The sequence below is a fragment of the Phocaeicola barnesiae DSM 18169 = JCM 13652 genome (assembly GCF_000374585.1).
Taxonomy (GTDB): domain Bacteria; phylum Bacteroidota; class Bacteroidia; order Bacteroidales; family Bacteroidaceae; genus Phocaeicola; species Phocaeicola barnesiae.
This window is the reverse complement of the sequence record NZ_KB894654.1, coordinates 59,281-75,719: the sequence shown is the minus strand read 5'-3', so window position 1 is coordinate 75,719 and position 16,439 is coordinate 59,281. Positions and strand designations below refer to the sequence as shown.

The following is a 16,439-nucleotide window of genomic DNA, read 5'->3' as shown; positions in this document are numbered from 1 at the left end:
TCCGCTGGCTCTTCTTTCGTGCGATGGAAGAAGAACCGGCGGATTTTTTTAATTCTATAGCGTTACGAATCAGTGATGAAGAACTATTTACTGGTACTTGGACTGGCATTGGGCCTGTTCAATGTGAGTTGTGAAGAGCAGAATACGCTCCCTAACGGTTATGTGGAAACTACGCAGGACGGTGCATATACTTCTGTCCTGAAGGGATATGAGAATCCTGCATTGGGATTTACTACTTGCCAGCCGGAGGGTTTCAATGCTTCTTTTTATATACAGGACAAATCTTTTTGTGGCTCGGCCTATTCGTTTGTAAGCGTTTCGGCCCATCGGTTGGACGACATGGCCGAAGTGCCTGCAAATGCGGATTGGCAGCCGTCGGCTGCTGTCGTACCGGATGGGGCCTATTGGGTACGTTACCGGGATACGCAGGTGTATCGTTTCCTGAAGATGCGGGTGATGCAGATTGACGGGAATGCGGTGACGCTGGAATACGTCATTGCCACGGAAACAGTGGCTATTCCGAACGAGAATGTAAATGCCAATGCCGGTTATGAGAATGTTTCGGTAACCGGGTATGAGATGCCTCGTCTGGATGACCGCTACGTGTATGCCGACCATTATGTGACGGTGAACGGAGTAGAACGGCTGAATTATGCGTTGGAATGGAATCCGGACATGCGCCATGCCAATTGGGTGGCTTTCTCGTTCGACAGTACCAGCTCGGCCGATGTCGTGAAACGTACCGATGCATGGGCGGTCGACCCGAAACTGCCTGAGGACATGTGGACGATGGAAGAAGACCACAAGAGCGACGGTTTCGATAAGGGTCACCTGTGTGCTTCCGAAGACCGTGTCTATAGCAAGGAGGCCAATGAACAGACATTCTATTACAGCAACATGTCTCCGCAGCTGAATGACTTCAACGGTGGATTCTGGGCTAAAATGGAAGCCCGTGTTCAGAGCTGGGGGCGTTCTACTGTTTCGGGTACTTTCGATAAGGTATATGTCGCCAAAGGTGGAACCATGAACGAGCTTCTGAAGAACTTCACCGGAACCAAGGTATCGGGTGGTACACCTACGACCGATGAAAATGGTTTCACGATTCATGGTCTGGCTTGTCCGAAGTATTATTTTATGGCCGTGCTGGCACAGAAAGGAGATTCTTTCCAGGCAATCGGCTTCCTGGTGGAACACAAGGAAGGACATCCCCGTAATCCTTCGGCCGACGAGTTGAAACAATGCGCGGTTTCTATCGACGAACTGGAAAAGAAAACGGGTATTGATTTCTTCTGTAACCTGCCGGACAATATCGAAGAAGCGGTCGAAGCGGCTTACGATGTAAATGCCTGGGCCTGGTAACCCCGCTCAGATATGAATCCCATAATCCTGCTTGATTTCATCCATCACGAACATGCTTTCCAGCGAGCCCAGGCTGTCGATGGTACCCAGTACGTTCAGAATGAATTCCTGGTAATGCTTCATGTTCCGTGCATGGATTTTCAGCAGGTAATCAGAACTTCCGGAGATATTGTAACACTCGGTTACCTCCGGAATTTTTTTGATGATTTCTGTAAATTCCGTGGCGATATCCCGGTTCAGCCGACGCAGTTTCACGCTGCAGAACACCACAAATCCCTGATTCAGTTTGTCGGCATCCAGCACTGCAATGTATTTCTTGATATATCCTTTATTCTCCAGCCGCTTCAGCCGTTCGAAGACGGGGGTGGAGGAGAGGTTTACTTGCGCGGCCAGTTCTTTGGTGGTCAGCCGGGCATTCTCTTGCAGGATACGCAGTATCTGCAGGTCGGTCTTGTCAAGTGTATCCATAGAATAATATTCTTTATCCGGACGCAGTCGGCCGGTGTTTCTGATTGATTTTTCTGTTTCCTGCTGCAAAAATAGCTATATTTTCTGTATTTTTCTCAGATATTGGTGAATAACTCTACGTATGCTACCTTTGCCGTCAGTAGAAACATTCATTGATAGACTTATGGACAGAAACAGCTTACATTTCGAGACTTTGCAGTTGCACGTGGGACAGGAACAGCCGGATTCGGCGACCGATGCCCGTGCCGTACCCATTTACCAGACCACTTCGTACGTTTTCCGCGATTCGGCCCATGCCGCTGCCCGCTTCAGTCTGGAAGAGGCTGGAAATATTTACGGTCGTCTGACGAACCCTACACAGGGAGTGTTCGAAGAGCGGATTGCTGCGTTGGAAGGGGGAGTGGCGGCCCTGGCGGTGGCTTCCGGTGCGGCTGCCATTACGTATGCCATCCAGAATATCACCCGTCAGGGAGACCACATCGTGGCGGCGAATACTATCTACGGAGGAACCTATAACCTGTTGGCTAATACCTTGCCGGTCTATGGAGTGACGACCTCGTTTGTCGACCCGAGCGATTTGAATAACTTCGAGCAGGCGATTCAGGAGCATACGAAGGCCATTTTCATCGAGACCTTCGGCAATCCGAATTGCAACCTGATTGATCTGGAGAAAGTAGCGGATATTGCCCACCGTCACCGCATTCCGCTGATTGTAGACAATACGTTCGGGACACCTTACCTCATTCGTCCCATGGAACACGGAGCGGATATTGTAGTACATTCCGCCACGAAGTTCATCGGCGGACACGGAACCTCTTTGGGAGGGATTATAGTCGATTCCGGAAAGTTCGATTGGGCTGCTTCCGGCAAGTTCCCGCAACTGACCGAACCGGACCCCAATTACCACGGTGTCCGTTTTGTCGAGGCGGCTGGTGCGGCAGCGTATGTGTTACGTATCCGGGCTGTCCTGTTGCGTGATACGGGAGCTTGTATCAGTCCCTTCAATGCTTTCCTGCTGCTTCAGGGGCTTGAAACGCTGTCGTTGCGTGTGGAACGTCATGTCGAAAATGCCTTGAAAGTGGTAGCGTTCCTGCAGTCTCATCCCAAGGTACAGCAGGTGAATCACCCTTCCTTGCCCGGTCATCCGGACCATGTGTTGTATCAGCGGTATTTCCCGAAAGGTGCGGGTTCTATCTTTACGTTCTCCCTGGCAGGTGGAAGGGAAGAGGCTTTCCGTTTCATCGACCGCCTGGAAATCTTCTCCCTGTTGGCCAATGTGGCCGATGCCAAGTCGCTGGTGATTCATCCGGCCAGCACTACCCATTCGCAGCTTACGGCACAGGAACTGGTCGAGCAGGGGATATCGGAAGGAACCGTGCGGTTGTCGGTCGGTATAGAGCATATTGATGATTTGTTGGCCGACTTGGAGCAGGCCTTGGCTGCGGTCTGAAAAAGAAAAGGTGTGTCAGGAGATTCCCGACACACCTTTTTCCGTGTTTCTTGCAGTAAAAAAGAATTAAGCTTCAGCCGGAGCTTCAGTTGCTTCTTCAGCCGGAGCAGCTTCAGCGTTAGCGGCAGCTTCTGCTTCTGCTTTTGCAGCAGCTTCAGCAGCTTTCTTTTCAGCTACTTTCTTAGCGATTTCTTCGTTTACTTTCTTTTCTGCTTCCAGACGTGCTTTAGCTTCAGCCTTCTTAGCTTCTTCTTCTTTAGCCTTCAAAGCAGCCAGACCTGACTGTTTGTTTTCTTTCCAAGCGTTGAATTTAGCTTCAGCCTGTGCTTCGTCAAATGCACCTTTTGCTACACCGCCCAGCAAGTGTTTCTTCATGTAAACACCTTCACGAGACAGGATGTTACGTACTGTGTCAGTAGGCTGTGCACCAGTCATAACCCAGTACAATGCACGGTCAAAATTCAAATCTACTGTGGCAGGATTGGTATTCGGATTGTAAGTACCAATTTTTTCAGTAAATCTACCATCACGTGGTGCTCTTGCATCTGCAATAACAATTGAATAGAACGCATAGCTTTTACGTCCGTTTCTCTGCAATCTGATTTTAGTTGCCATTTTAATGTTGATTTTTTAATGTGAATGATTTGAATTATGCTAATAACCCGTATTAGCGGGTGCAAAGGTAGTGCTTTTATTTGATTCTGCCAAACTCCGGTTGTCTTTTCTTTTATTTTCAAAGACTTTTCAGTACTTAGACCCCTTTCTTTATTTTCATGCTGGCTTTCACCAGGAAGACAATCAGGCAGATGTAGGCCACGAACGATACCACCTGGCTCATCGGATCGTTCAGCCATGAGTCGTTGATGACATTCACGTTGCAGTAACGCAGGATAGCGCTTACTACTCCCATCAGGGCACCGCCGGCAATGAATCCGGAAGCCAGCAGGGTTCCTTTCTCACCACGGGCCGAGTTGACAGCCTCGTCTTTGCTGCGGGTGGTGACGTACCAGTTGATGGCTCCTCCTACCAGCAGCGGCAGGTTCAATTCCAGCGGGATGAACATACCCAGGGCAAAAGCCAGGGCTGGCACCTTGCAGAAGGTCAGCACGAGAGCCAGCATGGCGCCGATACCGTACAGCAGCCACGGAGCGCCGACTCCGTTCATCAGCGGATCGATGACGGCTGCCATGGCATTGGCTTGCGGAGCTGCCAGTTGTCCGCTGGTAAATCCGTATGAATCATTCAGTATCATAATGACTCCGCCTACTGTGGCGGCAGATACCAGTGTACCCAGGAATTTCCAGCTTTCCTGTTTCTTGGGAGTGCTTCCCAGCCAGTAACCTATTTTCAGGTCGGTAATGAAACCGCCTGCCATCGAAAGTGCGGTACATACCACACCGCCCATAACCAAAGCCGCTACCATGCCGGTAGTCCCTTTCAAACCTACGGCCACCATAATGACGGATGCCAGAATCAAGGTCATCAGGGTCATACCCGATACGGGATTCGTTCCCACGATGGCAATGGCATTGGCTGCTACAGTGGTAAACAGGAACGAGATGACAGCTACCAGCAAGATGGCTACAACAGTATGCATTACATCTCCCTGCATTACATCGAAGTAGAAGAAGGCGAGAATCAGCAGCAGGGTAAAGATGGAACCGAAAGCGATGAATTTCATGGACAAATCCTTTTGGGTACGTTCGGTGGTCTCTGTCACTTTCTTGCCGCCCATTTCTTTACCGGCCAGGCTGACGGCGCTTTTGATGATGTCCCATGAACGGACAATACCGATGATACCCGCCATGGCGATACCTCCGATACCGATGCTCTTGGCGTATTCGCTGAAAATCTGTTCCGGAGTCATGTCCTTGACGGCCAAGGTGATGTCCGGGTTCCATGCATTCAGTACCTGGTCGCCCCAAATCAGGGAAAGTCCCGGCACGATAATCAGCCAGACGGCGATGGAACCCGCGCAGATGATGGCGGCATATTTCAGTCCCACGATGTAGCCCAGTCCCAGGACTGCGGCTCCCGTATTGATTTTGAAGACCAGCTTGAATTTGTCGGCCAGGGCTTCGCCCCATCCGCATACTCGGCTGGTAAAGTTTTCGTTCCACCATCCCAAGGTACCTACGATGAAGTCATACAGACCGCCGACGAGTCCGGCCAGCAGCAGTGGCTTGGCCTGGTCCCCGCCTTTCTCGCCCGATACGAGGACCTGAGTACTGGCGGTCGCTTCCGGGAAGGGGTATTCGCCGTGCTTTTCCTTGACGAAATATTTCCGGAATGGAATCAGGAAGAGGATGCCCAATACACCACCCAGCAGGGAGCTGATGAACATCTGCATGAAGTTGACGGTCATTTCCGGATATTTTTCCTGAAGAATGTAAAGGGCAGGCAGGGTAAAGATGGCTCCCGCTACAATCACGCCCGAGCAGGCACCGATGGACTGGATGATGACGTTTTCTCCCAAGGCGCCTTTCCGCTTGGTGGCGCTTGACACCCCTACGGCGATGATGGCGATCGGAATGGCGGCTTCGAATACTTGTCCTACTTTCAGTCCAAGAAAGGCTGCTGCTGCCGAAAAGATAATAGCCATGATGATACCCCACGAGACAGATCGGAAATTAACTTCGGGGTACTCCTTGTCCGGCGACATCAACGGCTCGTATTTCTCACCGGACTTCAACGGGCGGAACGCGTTTTCAGGGAGTCCCACCTGCTTTTCAAGTTCTTCTTTCATGTGTGTTTTTAATTATAAGTGTGAATGATTTGACTTTTTTCGTGTCCAAATGTACGAAAAATAGCTTGAACGGCGAAAGAACAGGCTTATTTTACGTCAGATTCACGCCAGAAGTATTGAAAACGGTTAAAAAACAACAATCTCCTTATGAACGGAAGTCGTTCTTAAGGAGATTGGTCCGATTCCTTTGCGGGAATCTTTATCAGGAAGTGATTTCAGTCAGTGGAATCCCATCCCATTTTATTATGAAGAAGATGTTGTGTCTATTCCACTCTGGCATTCGCCGGTTGCATGTCCCCTTCGATAATCAGGCGGGTGATTTCATCCTTGGCGTTGGTACGCAGGGTGACAGTCTTCCGGAAATGTCCCGGGAATTTGCCTGTTCCGTCGTAGGTCACGGTGATTTCACCGGTTTCGCCCGGTCTGATAGGTTCTTTCGGATATTTGGGAACGGTACATCCGCATGAAGCGATAGCCTGATGGATAACCAACGGTCCGTCTCCGGTATTGGTGAATTTGAATTTACAGGTTACTTTCGGATGGTCTTCATAAAATATACCGAAGTCATGGGTTGTCTTTTCAAAATAAATCTGTGCTGTTCCCTGTGCCCATACAAAGACGGTGCTTATTACCAGGAAGAGCAACGTGCTAATAATTTTTTTCATTATCGTTTTATTTTTAAATCGGTGCAAATATACGGATATTGTTTGTATTACCTTCTGTTTGATTAGGATTATTAACAGACCGGTGGCAGCCACACCGTTTCCTCGGAAACGGTCCGTTTACCCCCTGCTTACCTGCTTGACTCCTTTTACGGTCTTTATTTTCTTGATGAGCGCTTCCAGTTTCGTGTTGTCATCCACCATCACCGTCAGCATGCCCGAAAAGAGTCCGTCGTTCGAATCGATGCTGATGGAACGTAACAGGATATTCGTTTCCTTGTTGATGATGGAGGTGATGTTGGTGACGATACCGATGTCATCGTGGCCTACTACACGGAGCCGGATAGGATATTGTTTTCCTTGGCTCTTACCGGCCCAGCGTGCCCGGACGATACGGTAAGGGAAGCGTGCCCTCATTTCCTTGGCGTTCGGACAGTCGCAGCGGTGTATCTTGATACCTCCCGAGATGGTGACGAATCCGAAAACTTCATCGCCGTAAATTGGGTTGCAGCATTTGGCCAGGTTAAAATCAATGCCTTTCAGGTTCTGGTCAATGACCAACACGTCATCTTTGTAATAGTCTTTACCTTCGGTGGCTTGCTGGATATTGAATCCTTCTGCACTGCGGTAACTGATTTCTTCCCGCTGTTCGGTTTCTTTCCGTTGCATTTCTACATAGCGGTCAATGAGGATATTGATGTCCAGACTCTCATCGGAAATGCTCCGGTAAAAATCAGTTACGGTCTTATAGCCCAGTTTCTTGATGAGACGCATCAAAATGGCCTCATCGTATTCTATCTTGCGATTCTTGAATTTCCGTTCCAGTGTTTCGCGGGCAAACTGTGTCTGCTTGGCGGCCATTTCTTTCAGGGCCTGACGAATTTTGGTACGGGCTTTCGAGGTGGTCACGAAGTTCAGCCAGTCCTGTTTCGGAGTCTGGGTAGACGAAGTCATGATTTCCACCTGGTCGCCACTGACCAGCGGCTGACGTACCTGGGCGTTTTTACCGTTCACTTTCGCGCCGATGCAGTGGCAGCCGATGTTGGTGTGGATGGTAAAGGCGAAGTCCAGCACGGTGGCACCCTGCGGCAGCTTGTACAGGTCTCCTTTCGGAGTGAAGACAAACACTTCCTCCTTATATAAATCCAGCTTGAACTGGTCCATGGCCTCTATGTCGCTGTCGGCATTCTCCAGGGTCTCCCGGATAGAGTTCAGCCATTCGTCCAGTCCCGATTCCCCTTTCACGCCTTTGTAGCGCCAATGGGCGGCCAGACCCTTCTCGGCTATTTCGTCCATCCGTTCGGTACGTATCTGCACTTCCACCCATTTTCCTTCCGGTCCCATTACCGTAATGTGCAATGATTCATAGCCGTTGCTCTTAGGCACAGACAGCCAGTCGCGCAGACGTTTCGGATTCGGCAGATACATATCTGTTACAATGGAGTATACCTGCCAGCATTCCTGCTTTTCTTTATCTTCCGGAGAATCCAGAATGACACGGATGGCAAACAGATCGTATACTCCTTCGAACGGGCATCCTTGTTTCTTCATCTTCTGATAAATAGAATGGATGGATTTGGTCCGTCCTTTGATATGGAACTTCAGTCCGCTTTCTTCCAGTTTCCGTTTTACCGGTTCGATAAAGGCTTCGATATAGCGGTCTCGGGCAGCTTTGGTAGCGTTCAGCTTATCCTTGATGTGATAATAGATGTCATGCTGGGTGTATTTCAATGACAGGTCTTCCAGTTCCGATTTCAGTTTATAAAGTCCCAGTTTATGAGCCAAAGGAGCATACAGGTATGCTGCTTCATTGGCCACTTCCAGCCGGGCTTCATTGTTTTCACTGTCTTTTATCTGACGCATCAGGTTCACACGGTCGGCAATGATAATCAGTATAACCCGCATGTCTTCGGCGAATGAAAGTAGCAGATTCCGGAAGTTTTCCGATTCGATAGTCGGGCTTTTGGCATATAGATCGTTGATACGTACCAGCCCTCGAATGATACCTGCTACGTCACTACCGTATTCGCGTTCTACGGATTCCAAGGTACAGAGGCCGTATTTTACCGATTCATGGAGCATGATTCCTAAAATGGAGGCTCGGCGCATACCTATTTCTTCGGCAACAATCATGGCCGTCTGCATATCCTTGATGATGGGATTCATTCCAAATACGTTGCGCGGAATGCTTCCTCCCTGCATAACGTTTACCAGGTGGGCCTTCAGCTTCCGGCAGTCATCTTTTTGGAGCGTATCTTTGGATAATTGTAGTAGTCTTTTATATAACGTAATGAGCTGTTCGTGCTCTTGCGGAGTGAAAAATGTATTTCCTTCCATAAACATAAAAATTTTCTTTTGGGGTAAAGATACTTTTTTTATTGGTTTGTAGGGAAGAATTTCGTTATTTTTTATATTTTTGAGCATTAAATCTATACGGATGAAGTTTCTATAACCTAAAATATATAAATATGTTGACACACGAAGACAAAGAATTGTTGGCCAAGAAAGGCATTTCGGAAGAAAAAATTGCTGAACAATTGGCATGTTTTGAGAAAGGATTCCCCTTCCTGAAACTTTCTGCTGCAGCCTCTGTAGAAAACGGTGGCATTATGTTAGCTACAGAAGCCGATCAGCAGCGTTATCTGGCCGCTTGGGACGCTTATAAGGAAGGCAACAAGAAAATTGTAAAATTTGTACCGGCATCAGGGGCTGCCAGCCGTATGTTCAAGAATATGTTTGAATTTCTGGGGGCTGATTACAATGTACCGACTACTGATTTTGAAAAGAAGTTTTTCGATCACATCCACAATTTCGCTTTCTACAACGACCTGAATGCGGCCTGTATGGACAATACCGGCAAGAACATCGATGCGTTGATTGCCGAAAAGAACTACAAGGCAGTCGTAGCTAACCTGCTGGAAGCTGCCGGACTGAACTACGGTTCGCTGCCGAAAGGCTTGCTGAAGTTCCACCGTTATGCCGATGGGGTACGTACACCGTTGGAAGAACATCTGGTAGAAGGTGCGTTGTATGCTGCCGGTAAGTCGGGCGATGTTTTTGTACATTTCACTGTTTCTACCGAACACCGTGAATTGTTCCAGAAACTGGTAGACAGCAAAGCTGCCGAATACGCTGCCAAATACGGTGTCAATTACCACATCAGCTTCTCTGAACAGAAACCGAGTACCGATACGGTGGCTGCCGATATGGAAAACAAGCCGTTCCGCGACAAAGACGGCAAATTGTTGTTCCGTCCGGGTGGCCATGGAGCATTGATTGAGAACCTGAACGACCTGGATGCTGATGTTGTATTCATCAAGAACATTGATAATGTGGTTCCGGACCGCTTGAAGGCTGACACGGTTACCTATAAGAAGCTGTTGGCTGGTGTACTTGTAACTCTCCAGAAACAGGCTTTCGAATATTTGAAACTGTTGGATAGCGGCTCTTACCGTCATGATGAACTGGAGAATATTATCCGTTTCGTTCAGCAGCAGTTGCACTGTCGCCGTGCTGACCTGAAGGATTTGGAAGATGCCGACTTGGTTATTTATTTGCGTAAGAAACTGAATCGTCCGATGCGTGTCTGCGGTATGGTGAAGAATGTAGGCGAACCGGGTGGTGGTCCGTTCCTGGCATACAATCCGGATGGTACCGTTTCTTTGCAGATCCTGGAAAGTTCACAGATTGACATGAATGATGCAGAAAAGAAAGCGATGTTCGAGAAAGGTACACACTTCAATCCGGTGGATTTGGTTTGTGCCGTACGTAATTACAAAGGTGAAAAGTTCAATTTGTTGAATTATGTAGACAAGGCTACTGGTTTCATCTCTTATAAGTCAAAGAACGGTAAGGACTTGAAAGCATTGGAATTGCCTGGATTGTGGAACGGATCAATGAGCGACTGGAATACTGTTTTCGTTGAAGTTCCGTTGAGTACCTTCAATCCGGTGAAAACAGTAAATGACCTGTTGAGAGAACAGCATCAATAAAAGAGAAGTATCCCCCCTTTTGGGTTCGAGGGAGGAAGTGGAAAGTATCAAGAGCCGGATGAAAACTGTGGAATCCATAGAAAGGGTTGCTGTCAGTTTCGTCCGGCTCTGATTCTGTAAACAGATAATTGTCTATTTTTGAAAATAAGTATTACAATGTTGAAAAAAATTTTATTTCTGGCAGCGGCTTGTTTGTTTACATGGACTGGTTCTGCTGTCGAACACAAGGAATTGCCTGCTAAAGGAGATTGCAGTCTCCAGGTTTTCAAACAGGAAAGAGTGCGCTTTTGTCCGGATTCCATCGGGAATATCACTGCTCCTGATGCAGATGGGGTAATGCGTCTGGTAAACGGACGTATTTTGCTGAAGAAGATAAAACTTCCTGAATACCAGCGGAACATTAAAGTAATGCTGCATGTTCAGGTGGCTTCTAACGGTGACCGATGGGACAAGTCTGGTTCTGTTTTTGTCCTTCCCAAGAATTCTCCGATAAATATCATGAGCATTGCTGAAGGTAAGCGGGAGTTTCCTGCAATTGACGAAGCCCGTCTGGAAAACATGAAGGGGATTGTAGCTGGTCCGGATTATTTGCCTACTGTGGAGCTGATGCGTTTCATGACTCCTTTTGGTGTAGGTCATTTCAGTGCTCCTGATGATTCGTTGAGTAGCAAACGCCGCCCTGTTTATATTCCGAAGTGGGAGACTTCTGTCAATTGGGTACAGGATATCACTCCGCTTTATCCGATGTTGGAAGGTGAAGCTTATGTGGGTGTCTTTATTGATACCTGGACTAAGGAGGGATATTTGGCCGATGTACGGATTGAAGTGAAGGAGACTGAAGTGCCGTGCGAAGCGTTGCCAAAGCGTCAGGTTACTCCTTTGATGAATACTGTATATTATATAGGTCAGACTTACCCCGATATCTTTGCCCGAAAGCCGGTGGAGACTACATTTACCTTGCCGCGCGAAGCCAAAAATGTACAGTTGAAGTACATTGTGACCGGGCATGGTGGCCATAGTGGTGGCGATGAGTTTGTGGAACGTCAGAATATTGTGTCGGTAGATGGTAAGACCGTTCTCGATTTTATTCCTTGGCGTGACGATTGCGCTTCATTCCGTCGTTTTAATCCTGCTACTGGAGTATGGCTTATCAAGCGTGAGGCTGCTTATATAGGTGAGAACGGTTACGAAGTAAAGGAAGTGGAGGAACCGCTGGCTTCGTCCGATCTTTCCCGCTCCAACTGGTGTCCGGGTAGTGATGTCTTGCCGGAGACTGTTGAGTTAGGTACTTTGTCGGCTGGTGAACATACCTTTAAAGTAGATATTCCTGAAGCTGAGCCGGTTGACGGTGATAAATTGAACCACTGGTTGGTTTCTGCTTATCTGGTATGGGAATAACGGATGTCGGAAGATGATACGTTACATGTGTTGTGATTCGCCGATAGGAAAGCTGGTGGTCTGTGAAGAGTCAGACCGATTGGTGGCTATCCGATTGAACGAGATACCTATTGGAGCAGTACCGGAAGAAACATCGGTAGGGAAAGAGGCCTGTAGTCAATTAGTCGATTATTTTCGGGGGCAGCGGAAGGATTTCCAGCTTCCGTTGGCCTGGAAAGGTACTCCGTTCCGGCAGCGTGTCTGGCAGGTATTGCTGGATATCCCTTATGGAGAAACCCGGACTTATGCCCAAGTGGCGGAGGCTGTCGGCTCTCCTAAGGCGGTCCGTGCGGTAGGAGGGGCGTGCCACGACAATCCGTGGCTGATTGTGGTTCCCTGCCACCGTGTGGTGGGCAGTTCCGGTCAGTTGACGGGGTATGCCGCCGGATTGGATACGAAACGTTTCCTGCTGGAATACGAAGGCGGAAGGCTTGAATAAGGTCGTCTTCCTATAGAAATTGGACTGCTCAAAAAACGAACGGACGTTTGAAGTAAAACATGTGTATGTTTCATTTCAAACGTCCGTTCGTTTTGTTTCAAACGCCTAGGCGTTTTTATTCGTATTTATCGGATGTCCAGTCCCATGATGTAGTCGTTCATGTAGTATCCGTTGCCGATGTGGAAATCGTCCTCCCGTAATTTCTTCATTCCCATGTGTTCGTAGAATCCCAATGCCGGATTGTGGCGGTTTACCCGAAGTTCCATCATACAGGGTTCCGGATGCAGTTCCCGGATGGCCTTTACGGCCTGTTCAAAGAGTTGTCTGCCCAGACGGTATTTCTGGTAATATGGTAACACATAGATCTTCTGCAGCTCAAACAGGTCTTTGTCTAGCGGTTGGATGGATACGTATCCTGCCGCTTCACATTCTTCGTATGCGATATAATAGGTGTGGCCTTCTTCTTCCATTTGTTTACGTAGACTTTCTGGAGAATACATCCAGTCCATCATGAAATCAATCTGTTCTTGACTGAGGATATTCTTATACGTTTCCGGAAATACCTGCTTGGCGAGGTTGTTAATCAGCGGAATATCCGCTGTGGTGGCTTTTCTGATGTAAAACATAGTATCTGTTGATTTAGTTGATTTGTCGACGGACAAAGATAGGATTTTCCCGTTTATTTTCTCTGCTTCCGACTGATATTCTTGTTAAAATAAGTAAAATATAGTACTATGTATAACAAGGTATTCAAATAATACCTATATTTGTGTTATACAAGATTGAGAGACAATGAAAGTAGACAATGTAAAATCGCAGATGCGTAAAGGGATGCTGGAATACTGCATCCTGCTGTTGCTCCACCGTGAGCCTTCGTATGCTTCAGACATCATTCTGAAACTGAAGGAAGCCAAGCTGATAGTGGTCGAAGGAACACTCTATCCTTTGCTGACCCGGTTGAAGAACGATGAGCTGCTTTCCTACGAGTGGGTGGAGTCCACCCAGGGGCCTCCGCGGAAATATTATCGGCTTACTGCTCAGGGAGAGGATTTCCTGGCTGAACTGGAATCAGCTTGGGATGAACTTTCCGATACCGTGAATCATTTGAGATATAAACTATTAACCACTACACAATCATGAAAAAGACATTGACAATCAATTTGGGAGGTACCGTTTATCACATTGATGAGGATGCCTACATCTTATTGGACAACTACCTGAACAATCTCCGTTACCACTTCCGGAAGCACGAAGGGGCCGACGAGATTGTGCACGACATGGAAGACCGTATCGCCGAACTCTTCAACGAGTATCTGCACGAAGGTCATCAGGTAGTGACGATTCGGGAGGTAGAGGCAGTCATTGCCCGGATGGGAAAACCCGAGGACCTGAACGACGATCAGGAGGAAGGGGAGACCGCTTCGGAACGGACTGCCGATGCCGACCCGTCGGAAACTGCGACCCGCCGTTTGTTCCGCGACCCGGACGACCGCATCCTGGGAGGTGTGGCCAGCGGATGGGCGGCTTATCTGGGATGGGACCCTACATGGGTCCGTCTCGCCTTTATTCTGATTGGTCTGTTCTTCCACGGTTTCATCTTCATCTATCTGATTGCCTGGATCATCATGCCGTTGGCACGTACGGCTACAGAGAAGCTTCAGATGCGGGGGGAGCCGGTGAATGTGGACAGTATCGGAAAGGCGGTGACCGATGGTTTCGAACGGGTGAATGAATCCATCCGCTCGGAGAAGACCCAGTCTGTCCTGCATCAGCTGGCGAGCGGCTTTGCCCGTTTCATCGGGGGAGTGCTGAAAATTATTCTGGTTATCATTGCTATCTGTCTGGTGCCTTGCTTGTTGGGAGCTTTGGTCGTACTCTTTGCCTTGGCCTTGGCTGCTGTAGGAGTTCTGGCCAGTGTCCCAGCTATTTTCTACCATATTATGCCATACGTAGATTGGGAGGCATTGGGTAGTATGTCTGGTCCGGCTATCACTTTTGCTCTTTGTGGGCTGATGGTGGTGGCGCTTCCGGTCATTGGTCTGTTGCAGCTGTTGATGCAGAGTTTCGGTCGTCAGACTCCTATGTCTACTTGGACTAAAGTATTGCTGATTCTGTTATGGTTGATAGCTGCAGGATACATGATGTATAGTGTATTCCATACGTCGCTTTTCCTTTTCCCGGAGAACACCTTTTTAATTAATAATTAATAATTAATAATGAATAATGAACAATGAACAATGAACAATGAATAATGAATAATGAAAAACGGTGGTTTATCCTCCGTTTTGAAATTGAAAACGGAATTCATTTGTTTTTGAAATATTTCCACGGTGGTTTATTCTCCGTTTTGACATATTTCCACTTTTGTAGGGACGCACGGCTCGTGCGTCCTAATGTTTTGTCCTGAAAAACTTTGTTTTTCGTTTGCCTCTCCGCTCACCTTTCACTATCTTTTCATAAGATAGGATGCGGTTCGGGATAGTCAAACCTGAAAAACTTTGTTTTTCGTTTGCCTCTCCGCTCACCTTTCACTATCTTTTCATAAGATAGGATGCGGTTCGGGATAGTCAAACCTGAAAAACTTTATTTTTCGTTTGCCTCTCCGCTCACCTTTCACTATCTTTGCCAAAAGAAGGTTTAATTTTAGGACTTATGACTAAGAAAATACTTTTGCTGGGTTCCGGCGAATTGGGAAAAGAGTTTGTGATTGCTGCTCAGCGTCTGGGACAGTATGTAATTGCGTGTGATTCGTATGCGAATGCTCCTGCCATGCAGGTTGCCGATGCGTGCGAAGTGTTCAGTATGTTGGATGGAGATGCTTTGGATAAGGTGGTTGAAAAATATCATCCGGACATCATCGTTCCGGAAATCGAAGCAATCCGTACCGAACGTCTGTATCACCTGGAGAAAGAAGGAATCCAGGTAGTGCCGAGTGCCCGTGCAGTGAACTTCACCATGAACCGTAAGGCTATCCGTGATTTGGCTGCCAAGGAACTGGGACTGAAGACTGCAAAGTATTATTATGCCAAATCTTTGGACGAACTGAAGGAAGCAGCCGCTAAAATCGGTTTCCCGTGTGTCATCAAGCCGCTGATGTCTTCTTCCGGCAAGGGACAGTCGGTAGCCAAGGGACCGGAAGATCTGGAGCATTCCTGGGAATACGGTTGCAGCGGCAGTCGTGGCGATATCAAGGAGCTCATCGTCGAAGAGTTCATTCATTTCGATAGCGAAATCACGTTGCTGACTGTTACCCAGAAGAACGGACCTACCTTGTTCTGTCCGCCTATCGGTCACGTACAGAAAGGTGGAGATTACCGCGAAAGTTTCCAGCCGGCTCATATTGCGCCGGAACACTTGGCTGAGGCCCAGCAGATGGCGGCCAAGGTTACCGAAGCTTTGACGGGTTATGGTATCTGGGGAGTAGAGTTCTTCCTGAGCCACGAAAACGGAGTCTATTTCTCCGAACTTTCTCCACGTCCACACGATACAGGTATGGTTACGCTGGCCAATACCCAGAATCTGAATGAATTCGAACTGCATCTGTATGCTATCTTGGGCTTGCCCATTCCGGGAATTACCCAGGAACACATCGGTGCGAGTGCCGTTATCCTGTCGCCTATCGCCAGCCAGGAAGCTCCACGTTATCGGGGCGAAGAACTGGTCTGCTCACAGCCGGATACGTACCTGCGTATCTTTGGTAAACCTTATACTCGCCTGAACCGTCGTATGGGAGTGGTAGTCTGCTACGACAAACCGGACGGTAATCTGGATGCTTTGCGTGACAAATGCAAGGCGTTGGCTGCGAAAGTTGAGGTGTATTGATGATGAAATGAACAACTTGATGTCTGTCGGTTGGGGAAGCTGACAGTCGTTTTTATGGTTCCCT

General features: G+C 48.1%; 14 protein-coding genes. 8 read left to right on the top strand and 6 right to left on the bottom strand.

Annotated features, from left to right (window positions below):
* Positions 1-75: 75 nt before the first annotated feature.
* Positions 76-1,359 carry a DNA/RNA non-specific endonuclease gene (locus tag C510_RS0112090; RefSeq protein WP_018711607.1) on the top strand — a complete coding sequence of 428 codons (1,284 nt, stop codon included), beginning with the start codon at positions 76-78 and terminating at the stop codon, positions 1,357-1,359.
* A gap of 6 nt (positions 1,360-1,365) precedes the next feature.
* On the opposite strand, the gene C510_RS0112085 is transcribed toward C510_RS0112090, so the two are convergent.
* Positions 1,366-1,827 carry an Lrp/AsnC family transcriptional regulator gene (locus C510_RS0112085; RefSeq protein ID WP_025893012.1) on the bottom strand — a complete coding sequence of 154 codons (462 nt, stop codon included), beginning with the start codon at positions 1,825-1,827 and terminating at the stop codon, positions 1,366-1,368.
* 163 nt (positions 1,828-1,990) lie between these two features.
* Here C510_RS0112085 and C510_RS0112080 point away from each other — a divergent pair, with 163 nt between their 5' ends.
* The gene (locus tag C510_RS0112080) at positions 1,991-3,277 is read left to right on the top strand and encodes an O-acetylhomoserine aminocarboxypropyltransferase/cysteine synthase family protein (RefSeq protein WP_018711605.1); all 1,287 of its coding nucleotides are present in this window, start codon (positions 1,991-1,993) and stop codon (positions 3,275-3,277) included.
* A 66-nt stretch (positions 3,278-3,343) separates the two neighbouring features.
* Here C510_RS0112080 and C510_RS0112075 read toward each other — a convergent pair whose 3' ends face one another.
* The 4 genes from C510_RS0112075 to C510_RS0112060 form a co-directional block, all read right to left on the bottom strand.
* Positions 3,344-3,892, bottom strand: coding sequence for a 30S ribosomal protein S16 (locus C510_RS0112075; protein WP_018711604.1), 549 nt, complete (start codon positions 3,890-3,892; stop codon positions 3,344-3,346).
* Positions 3,893-4,028: 136 nt separating this feature from the next.
* On the bottom strand, positions 4,029-6,023 hold the full coding sequence (locus C510_RS0112070; RefSeq protein WP_018711603.1) for an OPT family oligopeptide transporter: 1,995 nt from the start codon (positions 6,021-6,023) through the stop codon (positions 4,029-4,031).
* Positions 6,024-6,286: 263 nt separating this feature from the next.
* A complete protein-coding gene (locus tag C510_RS0112065) occupies positions 6,287-6,688 on the bottom strand; it encodes a DUF1573 domain-containing protein (RefSeq protein ID WP_022339104.1) in 402 nt (133 codons plus the stop codon).
* 117 nt (positions 6,689-6,805) lie between these two features.
* Positions 6,806-9,022: a RelA/SpoT family protein gene (locus tag C510_RS0112060; protein ID WP_018711601.1), complete on the bottom strand. Its 2,217-nt coding sequence runs from the start codon at positions 9,020-9,022 to the stop codon at positions 6,806-6,808.
* Between the two features lie 131 nt (positions 9,023-9,153).
* Between C510_RS0112060 and C510_RS0112055 the strand changes: the two genes are divergently transcribed.
* The 3 genes from C510_RS0112055 (at position 9,154) to C510_RS0112045 (ending at position 12,553) form a co-directional block, all read left to right on the top strand.
* Positions 9,154-10,677, top strand: a complete 1,524-nt coding sequence (locus C510_RS0112055) for a DUF4301 family protein (protein ID WP_018711600.1) — start codon at positions 9,154-9,156, stop codon at positions 10,675-10,677.
* Positions 10,678-10,833: 156 nt separating this feature from the next.
* Positions 10,834-12,075, top strand: a complete 1,242-nt coding sequence (locus C510_RS0112050) for a PNGase F N-terminal domain-containing protein (protein ID WP_018711599.1) — start codon at positions 10,834-10,836, stop codon at positions 12,073-12,075.
* Between the two features lie 13 nt (positions 12,076-12,088).
* On the top strand, positions 12,089-12,553 hold the full coding sequence (locus tag C510_RS0112045; RefSeq protein WP_018711598.1) for a methylated-DNA--[protein]-cysteine S-methyltransferase: 465 nt from the start codon (positions 12,089-12,091) through the stop codon (positions 12,551-12,553).
* A gap of 125 nt (positions 12,554-12,678) precedes the next feature.
* Here C510_RS0112045 and C510_RS0112040 read toward each other — a convergent pair whose 3' ends face one another.
* A complete protein-coding gene (locus tag C510_RS0112040; RefSeq protein ID WP_018711597.1) occupies positions 12,679-13,179 on the bottom strand; it encodes a GNAT family N-acetyltransferase in 501 nt (166 codons plus the stop codon).
* Between the two features lie 166 nt (positions 13,180-13,345).
* Here C510_RS0112040 and C510_RS0112035 point away from each other — a divergent pair, with 166 nt between their 5' ends.
* The 3 genes from C510_RS0112035 (at position 13,346) to purT (ending at position 16,375) form a co-directional block, all read left to right on the top strand.
* On the top strand, positions 13,346-13,693 hold the full coding sequence (locus C510_RS0112035; protein WP_018711596.1) for a PadR family transcriptional regulator: 348 nt from the start codon (positions 13,346-13,348) through the stop codon (positions 13,691-13,693).
* Positions 13,690-14,760 carry a PspC domain-containing protein gene (locus tag C510_RS0112030; RefSeq protein WP_018711595.1) on the top strand — a complete coding sequence of 357 codons (1,071 nt, stop codon included), beginning with the start codon at positions 13,690-13,692 and terminating at the stop codon, positions 14,758-14,760. The genes C510_RS0112035 and C510_RS0112030 overlap by 4 nt, the downstream gene beginning before the upstream one ends.
* A gap of 445 nt (positions 14,761-15,205) precedes the next feature.
* Positions 15,206-16,375 carry a formate-dependent phosphoribosylglycinamide formyltransferase gene (purT, locus tag C510_RS0112025; protein WP_018711594.1) on the top strand — a complete coding sequence of 390 codons (1,170 nt, stop codon included), beginning with the start codon at positions 15,206-15,208 and terminating at the stop codon, positions 16,373-16,375.
* Positions 16,376-16,439: the final 64 nt, after the last annotated feature.

Coding starts and splice junctions, on each gene's coding strand:
- C510_RS0112040 (WP_018711597.1), bottom strand. CDS start 13,179: ATGTTTTACATCAGAAAAGCCACCACAGCGGATATTCCGCTGATTAAC.
- purT (WP_018711594.1), top strand. CDS start 15,206: ATGACTAAGAAAATACTTTTGCTGGGTTCCGGCGAATTGGGAAAAGAG.
- C510_RS0112075 (WP_018711604.1), bottom strand. CDS start 3,892: ATGGCAACTAAAATCAGATTGCAGAGAAACGGACGTAAAAGCTATGCG.
- C510_RS0112065 (WP_022339104.1), bottom strand. CDS start 6,688: ATGAAAAAAATTATTAGCACGTTGCTCTTCCTGGTAATAAGCACCGTC.
- C510_RS0112035 (WP_018711596.1), top strand. CDS start 13,346: ATGAAAGTAGACAATGTAAAATCGCAGATGCGTAAAGGGATGCTGGAA.
- C510_RS0112055 (WP_018711600.1), top strand. CDS start 9,154: ATGTTGACACACGAAGACAAAGAATTGTTGGCCAAGAAAGGCATTTCG.
- C510_RS0112070 (WP_018711603.1), bottom strand. CDS start 6,023: ATGAAAGAAGAACTTGAAAAGCAGGTGGGACTCCCTGAAAACGCGTTC.
- C510_RS0112085 (WP_025893012.1), bottom strand. CDS start 1,827: ATGGATACACTTGACAAGACCGACCTGCAGATACTGCGTATCCTGCAA.
- C510_RS0112050 (WP_018711599.1), top strand. CDS start 10,834: ATGTTGAAAAAAATTTTATTTCTGGCAGCGGCTTGTTTGTTTACATGG.
- C510_RS0112045 (WP_018711598.1), top strand. CDS start 12,089: ATGATACGTTACATGTGTTGTGATTCGCCGATAGGAAAGCTGGTGGTC.
- C510_RS0112090 (WP_018711607.1), top strand. CDS start 76: ATGAAGAACTATTTACTGGTACTTGGACTGGCATTGGGCCTGTTCAAT.
- C510_RS0112080 (WP_018711605.1), top strand. CDS start 1,991: ATGGACAGAAACAGCTTACATTTCGAGACTTTGCAGTTGCACGTGGGA.
- C510_RS0112060 (WP_018711601.1), bottom strand. CDS start 9,022: ATGGAAGGAAATACATTTTTCACTCCGCAAGAGCACGAACAGCTCATT.
- C510_RS0112030 (WP_018711595.1), top strand. CDS start 13,690: ATGAAAAAGACATTGACAATCAATTTGGGAGGTACCGTTTATCACATT.